Genomic DNA, 16,504 nt, shown 5'->3' on the forward strand with positions numbered 1-16,504 from the left:
TTGAGATCAGCACCCCAAGCCCCAATCATCAGGTCATCAATGCCATCGCCATTGACATCTCCAGCACTGCCGACCGAATAGCCTGAGAGGTCATAAGCAGCAATGCCATTGAGGGCAAAGCCATTGCTGCCATTGAGACTGGAGAGACTGAGGGTGCTGCTRAAGCCACTGGTGGAGCCAAACACCACATAGCTCTGGCCGGAACCATCGATGCCATTGGGGTCGGCGCGATCAGCCCCAATCAGGAGGTCATCAATGCCATCGCCATTGACATCCCCCGCACTGCTGACCGAACCACCTGAGGAGTCACTCGCATTAATGCCATTGATTCTAAAGCCATTGCTGCCATTGAGGCTGGAGAGATTCAAGACTGAGCTGACCATAGTGTTTTTCCTGATTTAGGTAAGGACAAATGAGGTCAAGGGATCAGGGTGGAGGAAGAAGACTTTGAACGTTCTAAGAAAACCCCAGTTGTGACGTTTAATCTGGATAGCTAAGCTTGGGGCGACAGCATTTGCTCAGGCCGTACCCGCTGGTCAAATTCTTCCGGGGTGAGAAATCCCAAGGCAGTACAGGCTTCTCGAAGCGTTGTGCCGTCAGCATAGGCTTTGAGAGCTACTTTGGCGGCGCGATCGTACCCGATGTGGGGGTTGAGCGCTGTGACCAACATTAAGGAGTTATCCACGAACTGTTGAATCCTTTCCCGATTGGGTTGAATGCCAACCACACAGTAATCGGTAAAGGCATGGCAGGCATCCGTTAGCAATTCAATCGATCGCAGCACATTATGGATAATCAGCGGCTTATAGACATTCAACTCAAAATTGCCCTGAGACCCGGCGATCGTCACAGCAGTATCATTCCCCATCACCTGCACACAGACCATGGTGATCGACTCACACTGGGTAGGATTGACCTTCCCTGGCATAATCGATGATCCCGGCTCGTTGGCAGGTAAGATTAACTCCCCGAGTCCACAACGGGGTCCCGATCCCATCCATCGAAGATCGTTGGCAATTTTCATCAAGGAGCAGGCCAGGGTTTTCAGCACCCCACTGATCATCACCAGGGGATCATGACAGGCGAGGGCGGCAAACTTATTGGCAGCTGAAATAAAAGGAAAGCCCGTCAGATGGGCAATGGCAGCGGCAACTTGCACGGTAAATTCCGGGTGAGTATTCAACCCCGTGCCTACTGCGGTTCCCCCGATCGCCAGTTCGTAGAGGTGTCCCATTTCGTAGTCTAAGCGTTGCAAATTGTGATCGAGTTGGGTCACATAGCCAGAGAACTCCTGCCCCAGGGTTAGGGGAACCGCATCCATTAAGTGGGTACGCCCAATTTTGATAATGTCTTCAAAGGCAGTGGCTTTATCCGCCAATGTATCCCGGAGTTTTTGCACCGCCGGAATCAGGCGATGGTGAAGCTCTATCACTGTGGCAATGTGCATTGCCGTGGGGAAGGTGTCATTGGAGGACTGGGATTGATTGACGTGATCATTGGGATGAATCGGAGTTTTGCTCCCCAGCACCCCGCCTGCTAGGGCGATCGCACGGTTGGCAATTACCTCATTGACATTCATATTGGTCTGGGTACCGCTGCCCGTTTGCCAGATCCGTAGGGGAAAATGATCATCCAGCTTGCCTGCACTGACTTCCTCCGCTGCCTGGATAATTAACTGAGCCTTCTCTACCGGCAGTTTACCCAGTTCGCAATTGACGATCGCCGCGGCTTTTTTTAGGACACCCATCGCCCGTATAATTTCGATGGGCATGGTTAAGCGCCCAATGGGGAAATACATTAAAGCTCTGGCGGTCTGGGCACCCCAGTAGCGGTCAGCAGGGACGGCGATCGCCCCCATACTATCGGTTTCAAGACGAGGCTGAGCGGCAGCAGTAGAGTCAGATTGCATGACTAAAATCAGGAGTCACAGAACATTCCCCTGATCATAACTAGGGCATTGGATACTGCTCAGGGATCGGCTGGAATTAAATCAGAGATTTGAACTTGCGATCTAATTTCCGCCAGGGACTGATTACATCAACTACAGCAGAAATGAATAGCGTCTTCCATGTCAGCTGAGACTAAACAGCCCAGACCTATGACACCACTGCCCACTAGCACCAGTTCCTCGCGCCGCAGATGCACAACCCCCTCAGCGGTTGAGACATAGGTACCGTTGACACTTTGATCCTTGAGATAAAACTTGCCTCGACTGTATTCAATGATGGCGTGTCGGCGGGACGCCATTTTATTCTCGACCACGAGATCATTCCCCGGCTCTCGCCCCAGGGATAGTTCGGTGAGATCAGGGGTCAATTCTAGCTGATGACCCAGATACCGCAACTGCAAGTGTGTCCCCGGTGTTGCTGAAGAGGCTTGGGAAAAGTTCGCCACCGTGAGCACAGACTGACTGGCCTGCCAGAGGACTTCATAGAGATTTATAGGCTGTTTACGCCCCTTCACGGGGGTGCAGTCCATAAATCGGACATTGCTACGGTAGGCCATGGTTAAAGCCTGAAAGGTCTGATCGGTGGTCAAAATCTGCCCTGGTTTTGCCAGCGCCACCACCCGTGCTGCCACATTCACCACGTCGCCAAAAACATCTCCACTTTCCTGAATCACAGGGCCAAAGTTAACGCCAATGCGCAGACTCAACGCCACCTGAGAACGAACTGAAGACTCTTGCAGGCAAGACTGCATTTCACTGGCGGCTCCGACGGCCAGATCGGCTGTGGGAAAATAACTCATCACCTCATCCCCAATGGTTTTAACCACAGTGCCGCCGTACTGGATCACCACATCAAAGATCAGTGATAAATATTGTTTGATAATTTGCTGGGCTACGACATTGCCCAAACGCTCGTATAGAGAGGTGCTGCCACTGATATCAGCGAACACAATACCTAGGGAAGCATCCTTCGCAAGCATGACGAGGAGAATTGATGACCTGATCTCACTGGCTCTGTTGTAGCACTGATTGGGGCTTGAAGTATAGACGCTGTGATACAGGGACAATCCGCGATCGCTTAAAGGGGCTGGCATTTACCGGCTCGAATCAGCCCCACCCGTCGGGCGATCGCCTCCCCTGATGAGACAAAGGGTCCCCAGGTTTCCAAAATGATAGGTGGGTCGGGCTGAGAGGCAGGGGCAAGTTCCGGTGCATTGGCTGGGAGAATCTCACAATGCCCGTCGGGCCGTTTGACAATGAAGTAACTGGAGGAAGTTTCCATATCAACCCCGAAAAAGCAGGAGAAATGGTAGGCGATCAGTGAGATTTAGATCTAGGACAAAGTGGGTCAAAGCATTACAGAGTATGAATTGTCGCTATACTTTAGCACACATTAGTTGACATTCCCTTAAGCTTATTTTCGGCTAGCTAAGCTAATCACCTTACTCCAAGGGTTCCACGACTAGGCATATGCGGTTTGGAGGCGCAACAGCTTATACCTTAGGAAATTCACCACGTATTCATGCAAGATGAGATGTGAACTTTACTTTAGTTCCAAGAATTGAATCAATGGGTTATGAAAAGGCCATCCCTTTTTCGATTTTAAAAGCATTACTCATCGGTTAATTATAGGTTGTATTGCCTCGGCGATCGCTGTTTATGGAATTTCCTATTGGCAAGCTCGAAAACTGGTAGAGGATAATTTATCCGCCTGGATGAATGAGATTGCCCAGGCTCATATCAATACTGTGGCGCATGAAATTGAAGGGAAATTTATGGCGATGGAGCAGAGCTTCGTGATACCAATTCAAATCCTTCAGAAAGGGGGAACAGACCAAGATTATAATCCTATCCAAGATGATGGAGTATCCCTCTCTTCACTGCTAAAAATCCTGGTTGAGCAACATCCTAATATCCAGGAAGTTGCCCTGGTAAATATCCCAAACTATCTATCTGCTATTACGGCCATAGGATGGCAGTTTGATCGCCAAAAAAGCTTTAAAAGTCTCAATAAAAATGAAGCCAAAATTTGGCAGACCCATTGCCATATCAAATCCATTACCTCCTCTACTCAGCCGTTTTGGACGCAACCATATCTCCTCGAAAATAGCTCTGGTTCCCCTAGTATTACCTATTGTATTCCCCTATTTAAGCCTTCACATTTTAGGCGTACTGCAACCAATAAATTACTGGCAATTGAAGTGAGCTTGAATTGGTTGTCTCCCTTTCTTGCACAACAATTAACTCAGTCAGATCCAGCGAACTACCTCAGTCTGGGTGATCCATTTGTGCTATCTCCAGCCAATGGACAGTGGATTGTCAAACCAGGCAATCCCAAAAAGGTTGAATCCTGGTTTTCTGAAAAAAGTTATACCTTGAGTGATCATCAACAAGGCCGTAGTTTTATTAATGCCAGAATTAATTCTCAGGGTACCCTGATTGAGACAACTGTACCCTCCCAAAAGTGGGTTATTGGCATTTTATTCCCAACGGAAAAGTTAGAAAAACTCCAACAGCAATACCTCTGGCTGGTGATTTTCTCTATGTCGAAAGATATGGTGTTAATGTGTGTTGTTATTGCCCTGATCTCCCAACTAACGACCCGCCCATTACGAGCACTCATCATCACTACGGAAGAAATGGCTCAGGGAAACCTCAATACCAACTTACCCCCCGTAACTTCTGTGGATGAAGTGGGGCGGTTAACCCAATCTTTCCGGAGAATGCGCGACTCGCTTCTGCTCCATATTCACAATCTGAAAGAGACGACTGCTGCCAAACAAAAACTAGAGAGTGAACTCTCCATTGCAGCACAAATTCAACGTACAATGGTACCTCGAACAAATGTCCTCAGTGCGCCCTCTTCACCCTATGAAATCTCTGCTTTATTAAAACCCGCTCGGTTCGTGGGAGGTGATTTCTACGATTTCTTTCTACTAGGAAGCGATCGCCTGTGCTTGATTATTGGAGACGTAGCCGGCAAAGGATTTCCTGCGGCACTGCTGATGGCACGCACCATAACCTTAATTCGCACACTGACCAAAATCTCCAGTACCCCCCAGGATATTCTAAGTACCGTTAATCAGGAGTTATGTAGGGAAAATGAAGAATGTTTATTCGTCACGATTTTTTGCGGTGTCCTAGATCTGGACACTGGCAAATTCATTTTTGCGAGTGGTGGTCATGATGCCCCGTTACTCATGCGGCATCAACAGGTTCAGCATTTAGAATTGGTAACTGCATCTCCCCTAGGGCTGTATGAAGATTCCGTATTCTCGCAAAATGAGTGTGTCCTTGTTCCCAATGATTTAATCCTATTTTATACTGATGGCATCACAGAAGCAATGAACTCCCAGGGTGAACTATTCTCGGAGACACGTTTAGTTAAGCTGATGACCTACTATCCACCCACGAGTTCTCTCCGAGCAGTTCGCACTGTTGAGCAATTTTGCCAGAAATTTGTCGGGAACGCTCCTCAATCAGACGATATCACCTTATTCGCTTTGAAGTATCTACCCTCAAGTCCATTTTCTCAAGCAGAAAATGTTATGAAATGGCACCTGACCCTCAACAGTAAATTAACCGAGCTAGAAGCAGCAAGACAATACTTAGGCAAGATTTTACAGGCAGCTCATCTGAAGATGGAATTGATTGAAGATGCCCAATTTATCCTTGAAGAGATATTGGTTAATATTATTCAATACGGATATGAAAATCGTAGCGATGGCTATATTGACTTGCGGATTGAAATTAATACTCAACAGTTAAGGATGATCTTTGAAGACAATGGTAAGCCTTTTAATCCCCTAACTGAAATTCTTCCACCCGATCTGACAATGAATGATGAGCAACGGTCCCAGGGCGGACTAGGAGTTTTTTTTGGTAAAAGCAATTGCAGAGCAGGTAAACTATGTTTATCTGAATGGCAAGAATATTCTAACGGTCTGTCAATCAACCGCTAAAGAAACTTAGACTCAGCCAATGACAACTCAACCATCCATCCTTGATTAAAAGATAAAGTCTATGGCATTGCAAATTCTTGTTGAAAACACGAACTCCAGTACCTTGCGTCTAGCTCTGAATGGTCAACTGGATACCCTCACTGCAACTGAGTTAGATCAATCAATTCAAAATACCTTGACTCCTAGCATCAACACCCTAGTTTTAGATCTTCAGAACTTGAGTTTTGTCTCCAGTGCCGGTCTAAGGATCTTTGCCAAGACTCGGAAAATCATGAAATCAAGAGACGGTAAGCTATTTTTCACCAATCTTACTCCCCAAGTTCAGAAAGTATTTGATATTGTTAAGGCTGTTCCTCTTTCTGAAGTTTTCCGCAATACCAAAGAACTAGATGAATACCTGGCATTAATGCAATCGAATGTAGATTAAGCGGGTAATTAAAACGCCCATTCAAGCGTGAAGTGCATCACCTAGAGATCTTCCTAGCAGGGGCTCATAGGAATACTCTGATGTTTAGTACAACATCGGGACAGCCCTATGAGCTACATACAGCTTACAGTTTCCGAACGGTTTGAGCTATACAAACCTATGTCAACGAAAAATAGGCCAAGGTGCCCCGTCAAGTGCAGGTGACACCTAAAAAAACGGGAGGCTAACGCTTCAATCTAATGAGTTATGGTCATTTGTGGACAACAAGGGCAACCAACAATGGGTATGGTTGGCGCTTGATGCTGACACGCGTGAAATTGTGGGTGTTTACATTGGCGCAAGGGATGAAGCGGCTGCGCGTAAATTGTGGGACTCGTTGCCTCCGGTGTATCGTCAATGTGCGATTGCTTACACCGATTTTTGGGCGGCCTTTGCGGCAGTGCTACTGAGCAAGCGCCTACGCCTTCGGCGGAGCGAAGCGCTACGAGCAGTTGGTAAGGAAACCAGCAAGACTAGCTACATCGAGCGCTGCAACAACACTTTGAGGCAACGGGTGTCTCAACTAGTCCGACAAACCTTGTCCTTCTCAAAATCGGTGCAAAATCACATTGGTGCCATCTGGTATTTCATCCATTACTACAACGCATCATTACTTGCGTAGCACTACCCCCGCCTCAAACGCGGCATGAAGGGGCGATTAATGCCCCTCATCGACAGATTGCTGCTCCGGCGGCGGGCCATCATTGAGTCGGTCATTGACCAACTCCAGAACATTTCCCAGATTGAACATTCTCGTCCTCGCTTTCCGGTCAACTTCTTGGTCAACTTGGTCTGTCGCTTGATAGCCTACTGTCATCAACCTAAGAAACCTGCTCTCGTCCTCGATCTACATTTACGTCCGGCTTCACCCGAACTCACGTTGAATCAGATTACAAGTGAGACATCCGCGGTCTATATTAAAGGTACAAAAGTTTTGGTTCTGAGCTACCAGACCTTCACCAACTGGGAGCAGTTGATCTCGCAGTTGCCTTGCAAAATCCTCGCATTGGGGTCTAAATGGACATTCAGGAGCGGCTAAGTCGACAACGGGTGCATTATATCGTCAGTAGCTACCAATTAGCGGGTGATGAAACTGCGGCTTTTGAGGACTACTTAGAGGATTTAATCAGTACCTATCCACTGCCCTTGATTGAATTAGCCCTCACTGAAACCTTGGTTCATCACTGGTTGCAGTTGCCACTCCTAAGAGGTATCGGTTTCTTGGTGCCGGTGCATCAACGCTTAAAGTTTTGGCAGGGTCATCCCATTACTAGTACCCTGACTCCGGAGCAGTTCCAACAGATCACGGGTCTTGATCCGCAACCAATTTTTGGATCCTATCAACGATCCCCAACCACAGCCTATCCGTAACTGGATGTCTCCTGAATCTTAAAATCTCTCCGCTGAGTCAACACAATTTATGTCTACAGGGCTCGACTTCCCCCAGCATTAGCTAAAATCTGTCAGGTAATCAGGAGTCTACCTGCAATCCCCTTCATTCGTGACTTCAGCTCTGTTTGTCGATGCAGTCCCTGATTTGTGCGCCGATCGCTTGCAGGAGCTGAGTTTGGCTCCAACCCTGGTAAAGATGGGCGGCGATCGCACAGCCCCCTGCTCCTACCCCTTCTTTGACATAACCCTGTTCGTAAACTTGGAGCTGAGGATAGGGGGCTGGGGCAAAACTGAGTTGCGTCGCCAGCAGACAGGGGGTAATTCCATAATGGCTGCCAATCAGTGTCGCTAACCCCGCGGTATCCCCGGTGGGATCCTCCGCCACCCAGCGGGTGGTGCCCACAACCACCTGTTGGGGTTGCCAGTTCAGGGCATAGGTTTGGGCGATCGCACAGCAGAGCGCAAAAACCGCCAGCATTTGGGTGCCCCCTGCCAAGAGTATCCCACAGGACTGACTAGCGGCGATCACCATGCTAGCCACGGCCACCTGCATCGGATCTCCAACGGCGGCCAGCAACTGCCAGGGATCAACGGTGGGTTGCTGCCAGAGTCCAGCGCGTTGCAATCCTTGTTGCACACAGTCCCACTTCTGGGCATGGTTGCAGGTGGGGTGGCTGCTATTGACCTTGCCCCCAGCGGCAATCCCTAAACCCGTTAAAACCGCTAGAGCTGTGGTTGTGCCCCCGACCACGCATTCACTGAGGATCAGATAGCTATCGCTGGCCGCTACCGCTAGGGTTTTTCCCCATTGTTGACCCTGGTGAAACAGGGTGTGAACGGTTGCCAGATCAAGTGCCTGTCCTTGGGTGAGACAGCGGGCGGGCTGCCCCTGGAGATCAATAGCAGGGACGGAGAGGGGATGGGGCAGCCCCGCATTAAATAGCCAGCAGGGGAGGTGCAGACCGGCAATTACCGCCCGTGAAATTACCACCGGAGAAGCCCCAGCGACGAGGGGGGGGTAGGGGATGATGGGGGGTGGATTGGGCACCATTGACTAAAAACTCGGCATCGGCGATCGCCGTCCATTGGCGATCAGCGGGGGTGGCACCGGCTGCCGAAATCCCTGGAATCAGCGCCGTTGCCGTAAAGCCCAACACACAGACGAAGTGAGGCCGTTGTCCTTGGTAGCGCTGGAGCCATTGTTGTCCTTGGGTCGGCTGGGTGTAGATCTGAATCAAACGAGTTCCTAGTGCATCCGTGGCATCAACTGTCTTCAAGCAAGACTTGCACCCAGGTTGGTGGGTCGGGGATGGGATTGCCTAAACGTTCTAAGAGCCACCAGGCAACGAGGTGAACCACAAATACATAGAGGATGCTATTGAAGACCACCAATCCGAGGGCACTGGCCTGCACCAACAGCAGATCGGGCTGGATCAGCCAACCTAATTTGAGGAATAGCCAGTCCAGAGTTCCACGAATTTGAACGGTGACGTAGAGCCATAGGTCTTCCCCGGCCAAGATTGACAATAGCCAAATCCGAAACAGCAGCCCAATGGCACCTAGTAAGCTGCCCAAACTAATCGAGACCCACCATTGCGTTCCTCGGTGCCAGCAATAGCCCAGTAGAACCCCCAGGAACCCAAAGGGCATGACAAATAAAATACTCCGAGCGGGGCCCATCAACACCGAGAGTAGCAAACCGGATACCAAGGCTGCCATCCAGGCGGCGCGGTTACCCCAGCGCAGATAGACAAGGGCAATCGGGAGCGGAAACAACAGGCGTAGCAACGGCCCCAAGGGGAAATAGGCATTCACTAGCCAGATCAAACTAGCGGCACTTGCTAGGAATGCTGTTTCCACCAATATCAGTGCCGGATCAGGCGCCAGGGGTTTTCTCGGTCGGCGGGGGGGAAGAATATCAGGGGTTAGAATCGTCTCAGGGTCGAAATTGTCGTTGGTTTCTGAAGCAGAAGCCGAATTATCTTCAAGCGGTACACTCATACCAAGAGTTTTTCCAAGGCAACCACATCGGGAATCGAGAGACTATCCCGATCGCGGACAATTAAGGCTTTCTTTTCCAGCTTACTGAGAACGCGGGTAACTGTCTCCCTTGCCAGACCACTGAGGCTACTCAATTCCCGGTGGGGCAGGTTGGGGATTTCCAATCCTTGCTGCCCTTGTTTACCCTGACCATCTGCCAAAAACAGCAGGATGTCTGCTACCCGAGAGGTGCTATCGGACTCCCGCAGCCGTAGTCGTCGATTCAACTGGCGCAGTCGCCGTGCCATCAACTGCGCCAGACGAATTCCGGCCATGGGTTCAGTGTGCAGGAGTTGCACAAAATCCTGGGCAGGCATATTGCCCACCATCGTTGCTGCCAGGGTGATCACATCCGTGGAGCGAGGCACTTCATCTAAGGGAGCCATTTCACCAAATAGTTCCCCTTTACCCAAAATATTCAGCGTTACTTCTTTACCATCTAAGTTATAAGTGCGGATTTTTACCCAGCCACTGAGAATAAAGTAGACCGAACTCCCCCAGTCATTTTCCAGCAGAATCACCTGATTGGCAGGATGACTGCGGACAACGACATGGGCGATCGCCTTTTCGACAATCGTTGCTGGCAAACCCTCAAAGAAGGGAGCCAAACGGATAGCACCTTGAGTTTGCGCTTCACGAGCGTGCAGTCGGTCTTCCATGCGGCGATGGCGTGATAAACTTTGTGGTCAGGCAGAATTCACTTAACCATAGGACAGACAGTGGATTATATCAGGTTTAATCCTTGGTGATCACAACCAGAGGAAATGATAAGTCAAGCCTACAGCAAGCCTTCTAGAAGCGCAAAACTTTCCCAGGAACTCCATGCTCACAGTGATCACCCTCCCAACCTGGATCACGCTGGCGCGGCTGCTGGCAGTTCCCCTGTTGCTGTACCTGCTCTATCAACCCGGTGAACAGTGGTTGAGTCTGGGGGTGTTTTTGGTGGCCGCCGCCACGGATTGGCTGGATGGCTATCTAGCCCGACGGTTGCACCAGGTCAGTGATCTGGGCAAGTTTCTCGACCCCCTGGTGGATAAATTCTTGGTACTGGCTCCCCTACTGGTACTGGTGGAACTGGGACGACTGCCTGCCTGGGGGGTGTTTTTAATTCTGGCAAGGGAACTGGCGATCGCGGGTTGGCGGGTGAATCAACCCATCCTCACAGGGGCAAATTTGTGGGGCAAACTCAAGACCGTGACCCAGATCGCTGCGATCGCCCTCTTAATTGCTCCCCTATCCCCCACCTGGCAGCTACCAGGCTTGATCCTATTTTGGCTCGCTGTGGCGATTACCTTGATCTCGGGCGCGATCTATCTCTGGCCCCGTAGGCCAGAGATGGGGGATGTTGCCTCCAGTTGAGCCTTTACCAGTTGGGCGAGCTTTGGCGCTGCACCGGGGGCTCCCCGCACCTGCTGTAACCGCTGCTGCATCTGGTGTAGCTGGGTTGGATGGCACAACAGATCAAATACCTGATCCGCGATCGCCGTCGGTTGAAGTTGCCCTAGCAGTTCCGGCACTATGGCTTCTCCTGCCCAGATGTTAGGCCAGGCTAAGAGTCCCAACCGCCCCATGGCCACCCGATTAATCAGCCGCGCAAATAGAGTACCTACCCCCGGCAGATTAGCCAGCAACCCTGGTAGCCCATCCCAGGCGCGCATGGCATCCAGTTGTTGGGTGGGCAATAGCACGATCATCGGCACCCCCAGGGAACCTAACTCGGCGGTATTCGCCCCCACTGTGGTCAGGCAAAGGTGGCACTGCCGCAGCAGCGAATAATGGGGGAAATCAGTCCAGAGGGTTACTCGCAGACCGGTGGGGGTTTCTAGATAGGGGCGTTCCCTGGGAGCAGCGGGGGTCACTAACTTGGCTGCGATGCCGCCCATGCGCTGGATGCAGACGTTGGAGTTAGGGTTGGCAAAGCTCGCCAGGGTCTTTAGATCCAGGGTGGGGGCAACGGGAATCACAAACCGGGTTTGTGGGCGCAGGGTCTGGAGGTGGTGGGCGATCGCCAGCACTAAGGGCATCCCCTGGGTTAACTTGGCCGCTTTGGAGCCAGGTAACAGCCCGATCAACTCACTATCAGGACGCAAATCTAGGGCCTGGGCAATATCTGGTTGATGGGGGGCGGTGGCTAGGGTTGCCACTTCCGCAATCAGGTCGCCAACCACTTGGAGTTTATGGGCATACTGGGGGGGAACCCGCTTAATGAGGTCAGGTTTCATCACCCCAAAGGCATCAATCCAAGCAGGCCAGCGGGCGTCCCATTCTGCATAAACCACGGTGCGATACCCTAAACGCCTGCCGATCAGTACCGGGAAGATCTGATCCCCGCCTAGAAACACGACGACACCGCGATCGCGCCAGTCCCAAGCTTCGGGGGTCTGCCCCCAGAGCAAAAACCCCCAGAAGTGATCGGCAGCCTGCACCCGATCGATCTCTGGGTAACCGCGAGCCATCGGGACTTCTTGGCCGGTGGCATGGGGACAGGGGGAAAGCATCAGGGAAATTCGGACCTGGGTGGGATCAGTCCCCAGGGTTTGGCGTAATGCCTGCACCGTTGGTTTGACCCAGGTTGCCAACTCCCCCGGCCCATTCGCCAGAATGAGGATATCAACCGCTGGCACAGGTTTTTCCAAAACACTTCCGTTCACGCATACTCTCATTATTTATGGCTTCTATGCCAAGCTATCTCAGAATTCTCGGCTTGTTCTGGAGGACGGCGATCGCCGCCGAAATGGAATACCGTCTGAACTTTTTGCTGGCAGCCCTCAGCAGCATCGGCAATCTTGCTGGCAGTCTCTTTGGTTTATTTCTGTTCTATCGCACCGGGTATACCTTTCGAGACTGGAGTTGGGTAGAAGCATTGGTTGTCTTGGGGATCTTTACCCTGCTGCAAGGATTTTGTAGCACCTTTCTGGCTCCCAACCTCAATAGCATTGTCCGCCAAGTCCAACAGGGAACCCTAGATTTTGTGCTACTGAAACCGATTAATAGTCAGTTTTGGTTGTCGGTGCGCACCCTCTCACCCTGGGGAATTCCCGATATCTTCTTTGGTTGCCTCTTAGTGGGGTATGCCGGAAACCATTTGGGATTGACTCTGGAAAACTATGGGTGGGTATTACTCCCCCTCGGTTGTGGGTTGATCAGTCTCTACAGCATCTGGTTCATGTTGGGAGCCACTAGCATCTGGTTTGTCAAGATTTATAATGTCACAGAGGTGTTGAGGGGGCTCTTAGAGGCGGGTCGATTTCCCATGGTGGCCTATCCCTCGGCGTTTCGCTTTTTCTTTACCTTTGTGATTCCAGTCGCCTTTTTAACCACTGTTCCCTCTGAAGCCCTCCTGGGACGGAGTGAAATTGGGTGGTTGATCGGTGCCGTCGGATTAGCCCTAGGCTTACTCTTCAGTGCGAATGCCTTCTGGAAATTGGCGCTGCGATTTTATACCAGTGCCTCTAGCTAAGGTGAAATCTGGGGTCGGCTCACCGCTCCTGCCCTGAAACCAGTAAATTTGATCATAGTTGTGGTGATCAAGACTGCAATTGTGAGAAATGGCACACAACCTTGACCGATCTCGGACGGTTCCGGGTAGGCTAGGGTCATTTATAGGCTCATTCTATTCAGTATGGTCAATGATCCTTCCCGTAGAACTACGCCTGAGGAGCAAGAACTCAGTAAGAAACTGGCAGAGTTAAATGCCTTTGAAGCGGAACTGGCTCAACGGGAGCTAGATCTGACCACGATGCAGGTGGAACTCCGTTCCTTTGAGAATGAATACTTACGGATGGTGGGGTTTCGCTATACAGAATTAGATCGGATTGAAGAGCAAATTGCCGAGTACCAGTTGTATTTGGAGACAGCGAAGGACTTTGCCCCCTCAGAGGGTTTGAAAAAGCTCTACCGGGAAATTGCCAAACGCATCCATCCCGATCTGGCAACAGACCCGGAGGAACGAACCCGCCGTCAGCAGTTGATGATCGAAGCCAATCAAGCCTATGAGGCTGGAGATGAAGCTCGTTTACAAACCATTCTTCAAGAGTGGGAACAGAGTCCCGAGTCCATTGGGGGAGAGGGGGTGGTAGCAGAGTTGATCCGAGTGATCCGGAAAATCTTTCAGGTGCAAGATCGCCTCAAAGCCATTGAAACCGAGATTGAGACCCTGCATCAGTCCGAACTTTATCTCCTGCGTCGCAAGGTGCAGCAAGCCCAAGAGCGGGGACGGAACCTGTTGGCAGACATGGCTGTGCAACTGGAAGAACAGATTACCGATGCCAAGGATCGACTGGAAGCATTGAAGAGTCAGTTGGGGCTATGACGATGAATCCCGATCACCCGCCAGAACCAGCAGGGCTGGTACCCATTGGCAAAGATCCCTCCCCAGAGCCACCGCTGGAATCCCTGGAATGGGAGGATCCTTCCCAATACCTAGTGCGTCGGGGCTTGGCCTTGGCCGAACTGCTAGAGCAACCCCAGGAGGATTCGCAACCCGATCTGTCGCCGTCCGTTGCTGCCTTTGTGCCCTGGCAGTGTTTCCATACCTGGAGTGAACACACCAAACAGGTACAGGCGATCGCCCTGAGTGGCAATCGGCAGTGGCTGGCCAGTGGCAGTTACGATCGTACGGTTCAACTCTGGCAGGTGCAGACTGGCAGGCACCATCTGACCTTAACAGCACATACGGACTATGTGACCACCGTTGCTTTTAGCCCCGATAGTCAACTGCTGGTGACCGGCAGTTGGGATCGCACCCTCAAACTCTGGCGACCGGAGTCAGGGGAACTGCTGGATACCCTGCCGGTGTATTCCAACCGAGTGATTGCCGTGGCGGTGAGTCCCCAAGGGCAAATCCTGGCCTGTGGACTGGTGGGGGGGCAATATTGAGCTCTGGAGTTTAGTCACGGGTAAGTTAGTGCGCACCCTCTTTGGCCATCTCAGTGATACCCGCTCGATTGCCTTTAGTACGGATGGACAATGGCTGGCCAGTGGTAGTGAGGATGGTACTGCCCGCCTCTGGCACCCGGAGACAGGAGAATGCTGTCGGCAGTTTTCCCATCCCCTAACCCAGGTGTATGCTGTGGCCTTTGGGGTTGATGGCCAAACTCTGATCACGGGGAGCAAGGATCGGGTGATTCGCCTCTGGGATCGAGAGACCGGCAAGCTGCGGCAGAAATTGCAGGGGCATCGGGATGCCATTTCCTCCTTAGCAGTGCATCCAGAGGGACAGTGGCTGCTCAGCGGCAGTTGGGATCACACCCTGAATCTCTGGCACTTGACAACGGGGGCGCAATTGCAAACCCTTGAAGCCCACACCGATGTGGTCACTGCTGTCGGTTTTGACCCCCTCGGGCAATGGGTGGTGAGTGGCAGTTGGGATCGTACCTGCAAGCTATGGGTCAGGGAAGGAGCCGCCCCGCCTTTCCAACCGATGACGCTGCCCCCAGAACCCCCTGCCACAGCCCCGGTGGCGATCGCGGCGGTCGCTCAGGATTTTTATAATCGCAGCCTCACCCGATCGCTCCAGGGTGACTATTTAGGGGCGATCGCTGAATTAAACCAAGCCCTGCAAATCCAGCCCGAATTTGCAGCGGCCTATCGCAATCGCGGAGCCGCCTATGCCCAATTGGGGAATTGGCAAAGTGCCCTAGAAGATTACACCCAGGCGATTCGTTGGCATCCCGACTTTGCAGAGGCTTACTGTGTGCGGGGGTTGGTGCGGAGCAAAATTGGCGATCTCACCGGGGCGATCGCCGACTATACCCAAGCGCTGCAATTACTCCCCGATTATGCCGAAGCCTACCGCAATCGGGGAGTGGTGCAGTTACGCCAGGGAGAGTATTTGGCTGCGATCGCTGACTTTGACCAAGCCCTACAACTCTCTCCCAACCAGGCGGATGGCTATTATGGTCGGGGGCTAGCGCGGGCCAATACGGGGGATTATTCAGGGGCGATCGCTGATTACAGTCGGGCGCTGCAGATCAATCCCAATCACATTGAAGCCTTCCGCAGCCGCAGTTTGGCTCGGGGGCAGATGGGGGATCACCAGGGGGCGATCCAAGACTTCACCCGCCTGTTGCGGATGGCGCCAAACCAGGCAGAACACTTTGTCTATCGGGGGCTGGCGCGGGCTCGCATCGGCGATCATCGGGGGGCGATCGAAGACTACAACCAAGCCCTGCGGATTGATCCCAAGCATGCACCCTCCTATTGTCGTCGGGGCGAAAGTCGTCATACCCTGGGAGACTTCCATCGCGCCCTAGAGGACTTTAGTCAAGCAATTCACCTGCAACCAAAATTTGCCCGCGCCTATGTGGGTCGGGGGCAGGTACGGGATAGTTTGCGAGACGCGCAGCAGGCGATCGCCGACTATACCCAAGCCTTGACCCTGAATCCCCAGGACGTCTTGGCTTACTACTATCGAGGCATGGCGCAGTTTGGGGCGGGGAACTATCAAGCAGCAGTTGCCGACTGCACCCAAGCGATCCAATTAGATTCCAACAATCCAGAAGTCTACTGTGCCAGGGGCATTGGCCTAGCTCAATTGGGCGATCGCCCAGGGGCGGTGAAGGATTTACAAATGGCTGCCAGCATCTACCAAGCCCGGAAGGATACTGCTAATTTCCAAAAGGTGAAGCAACTCCTGGAATCCCTCTAGCCTGGATTATGCATGACTTTTTACTGAAAACATTCAGCCCTTTCACC

Annotated in this window: 15 protein-coding genes and 3 pseudogenes; 10 read left to right on the forward strand and 8 right to left on the reverse strand. The window is 51.8% G+C overall.

Going from position 1 to position 16,504, the window contains the following annotated elements; genetic code table 11:
• The 4 genes from DO97_RS18265 to DO97_RS18280 all read right to left on the reverse strand — a co-directional run.
• A partial coding sequence (locus tag DO97_RS18265; protein WP_476703528.1) for an integrin alpha occupies positions 1–368 on the reverse strand: 368 nt, incomplete at its 3' end.
• 125 nt (positions 369–493) lie between these two features.
• Positions 494–1,909, reverse strand: a complete 1,416-nt coding sequence (gene fumC / locus DO97_RS18270) for a class II fumarate hydratase (protein WP_036536233.1) — start codon at positions 1,907–1,909, stop codon at positions 494–496.
• Between the two features lie 128 nt (positions 1,910–2,037).
• Entirely contained in the window at positions 2,038–2,928 is an 891-nt protein-coding gene (locus tag DO97_RS18275; protein WP_052128939.1) for an adenylate/guanylate cyclase domain-containing protein, read from the reverse strand.
• A 98-nt stretch (positions 2,929–3,026) separates the two neighbouring features.
• On the reverse strand, positions 3,027–3,230 hold the full coding sequence (locus DO97_RS18280; protein ID WP_036536234.1) for a hypothetical protein: 204 nt from the start codon (positions 3,228–3,230) through the stop codon (positions 3,027–3,029).
• A gap of 433 nt (positions 3,231–3,663) precedes the next feature.
• Between DO97_RS18280 and DO97_RS18285 the strand changes: the two genes are divergently transcribed.
• From DO97_RS18285 to DO97_RS18305, 5 genes and pseudogenes are all read left to right on the forward strand, one after another.
• Entirely contained in the window at positions 3,664–5,910 is a 2,247-nt protein-coding gene (locus tag DO97_RS18285) for a SpoIIE family protein phosphatase (protein WP_204368747.1), read from the forward strand.
• A 61-nt stretch (positions 5,911–5,971) separates the two neighbouring features.
• Positions 5,972–6,337, forward strand: coding sequence for an STAS domain-containing protein (locus tag DO97_RS18290; RefSeq protein WP_052128940.1), 366 nt, complete (start codon positions 5,972–5,974; stop codon positions 6,335–6,337).
• A gap of 149 nt (positions 6,338–6,486) precedes the next feature.
• Positions 6,487–6,998 (forward strand): annotated as a pseudogene (locus DO97_RS18295) (IS1 family transposase); the annotation flags it as partial.
• 9 nt (positions 6,999–7,007) lie between these two features.
• Positions 7,008–7,241 (forward strand): annotated as a pseudogene (locus DO97_RS27005) (transposase); the annotation flags it as partial.
• A 152-nt stretch (positions 7,242–7,393) separates the two neighbouring features.
• The gene (locus tag DO97_RS18305) at positions 7,394–7,747 is read left to right on the forward strand and encodes a hypothetical protein (protein ID WP_036536239.1); all 354 of its coding nucleotides are present in this window, start codon (positions 7,394–7,396) and stop codon (positions 7,745–7,747) included.
• Positions 7,748–7,883: 136 nt separating this feature from the next.
• Here DO97_RS18305 and cobT read toward each other — a convergent pair.
• The 3 genes and pseudogenes from cobT to DO97_RS18320 form a co-directional block, all read right to left on the reverse strand.
• Positions 7,884–9,006: pseudogene (gene cobT, locus DO97_RS18310) on the reverse strand (nicotinate mononucleotide-dependent phosphoribosyltransferase CobT).
• A 25-nt stretch (positions 9,007–9,031) separates the two neighbouring features.
• A complete protein-coding gene (locus tag DO97_RS18315) occupies positions 9,032–9,769 on the reverse strand; it encodes a DUF2232 domain-containing protein (protein WP_036536241.1) in 738 nt (245 codons plus the stop codon).
• Positions 9,766–10,467, reverse strand: coding sequence for a Crp/Fnr family transcriptional regulator (locus DO97_RS18320; RefSeq protein WP_036536244.1), 702 nt, complete (start codon positions 10,465–10,467; stop codon positions 9,766–9,768). Before DO97_RS18320 ends, DO97_RS18315 begins: the two co-directional genes overlap by 4 nt.
• A gap of 175 nt (positions 10,468–10,642) precedes the next feature.
• On the opposite strand from DO97_RS18320, the gene pgsA reads away from it, so the two are divergent.
• Entirely contained in the window at positions 10,643–11,167 is a 525-nt protein-coding gene (pgsA, locus tag DO97_RS18325) for a CDP-diacylglycerol--glycerol-3-phosphate 3-phosphatidyltransferase (RefSeq protein WP_036536264.1), read from the forward strand.
• Here the strand turns inward: pgsA and DO97_RS18330 are convergent.
• Positions 11,119–12,459: a glycosyltransferase family protein gene (locus tag DO97_RS18330; protein ID WP_239651871.1), complete on the reverse strand. Its 1,341-nt coding sequence runs from the start codon at positions 12,457–12,459 to the stop codon at positions 11,119–11,121. The genes pgsA and DO97_RS18330 overlap by 49 nt on opposite strands.
• Positions 12,460–12,485: 26 nt before the next feature.
• Between DO97_RS18330 and DO97_RS18335 the strand changes: the two genes are divergently transcribed.
• From DO97_RS18335 to DO97_RS21540, 4 genes are all read left to right on the forward strand, one after another.
• Entirely contained in the window at positions 12,486–13,268 is a 783-nt protein-coding gene (locus DO97_RS18335; protein WP_036536246.1) for an ABC transporter permease, read from the forward strand.
• A 162-nt stretch (positions 13,269–13,430) separates the two neighbouring features.
• Positions 13,431–14,120 (forward strand): J domain-containing protein, encoded by a 690-nt coding sequence (locus DO97_RS18340; RefSeq protein WP_036536248.1) that lies wholly within the window; start codon positions 13,431–13,433, stop codon positions 14,118–14,120.
• Between the two features lie 2 nt (positions 14,121–14,122).
• Positions 14,123–14,686 (forward strand): WD40 repeat domain-containing protein, encoded by a 564-nt coding sequence (locus tag DO97_RS21535; RefSeq protein WP_162183031.1) that lies wholly within the window; start codon positions 14,123–14,125, stop codon positions 14,684–14,686.
• Entirely contained in the window at positions 14,661–16,457 is a 1,797-nt protein-coding gene (locus DO97_RS21540) for a WD40 repeat domain-containing protein (protein WP_052128943.1), read from the forward strand. The genes DO97_RS21535 and DO97_RS21540 overlap by 26 nt, the downstream gene beginning before the upstream one ends.
• The last annotated feature ends 47 nt before the right edge of the window (positions 16,458–16,504 follow it).

Source organism: Neosynechococcus sphagnicola sy1 (genome assembly GCF_000775285.1).
GTDB lineage: Bacteria > Cyanobacteriota > Cyanobacteriia > Neosynechococcales > Neosynechococcaceae > Neosynechococcus > Neosynechococcus sphagnicola.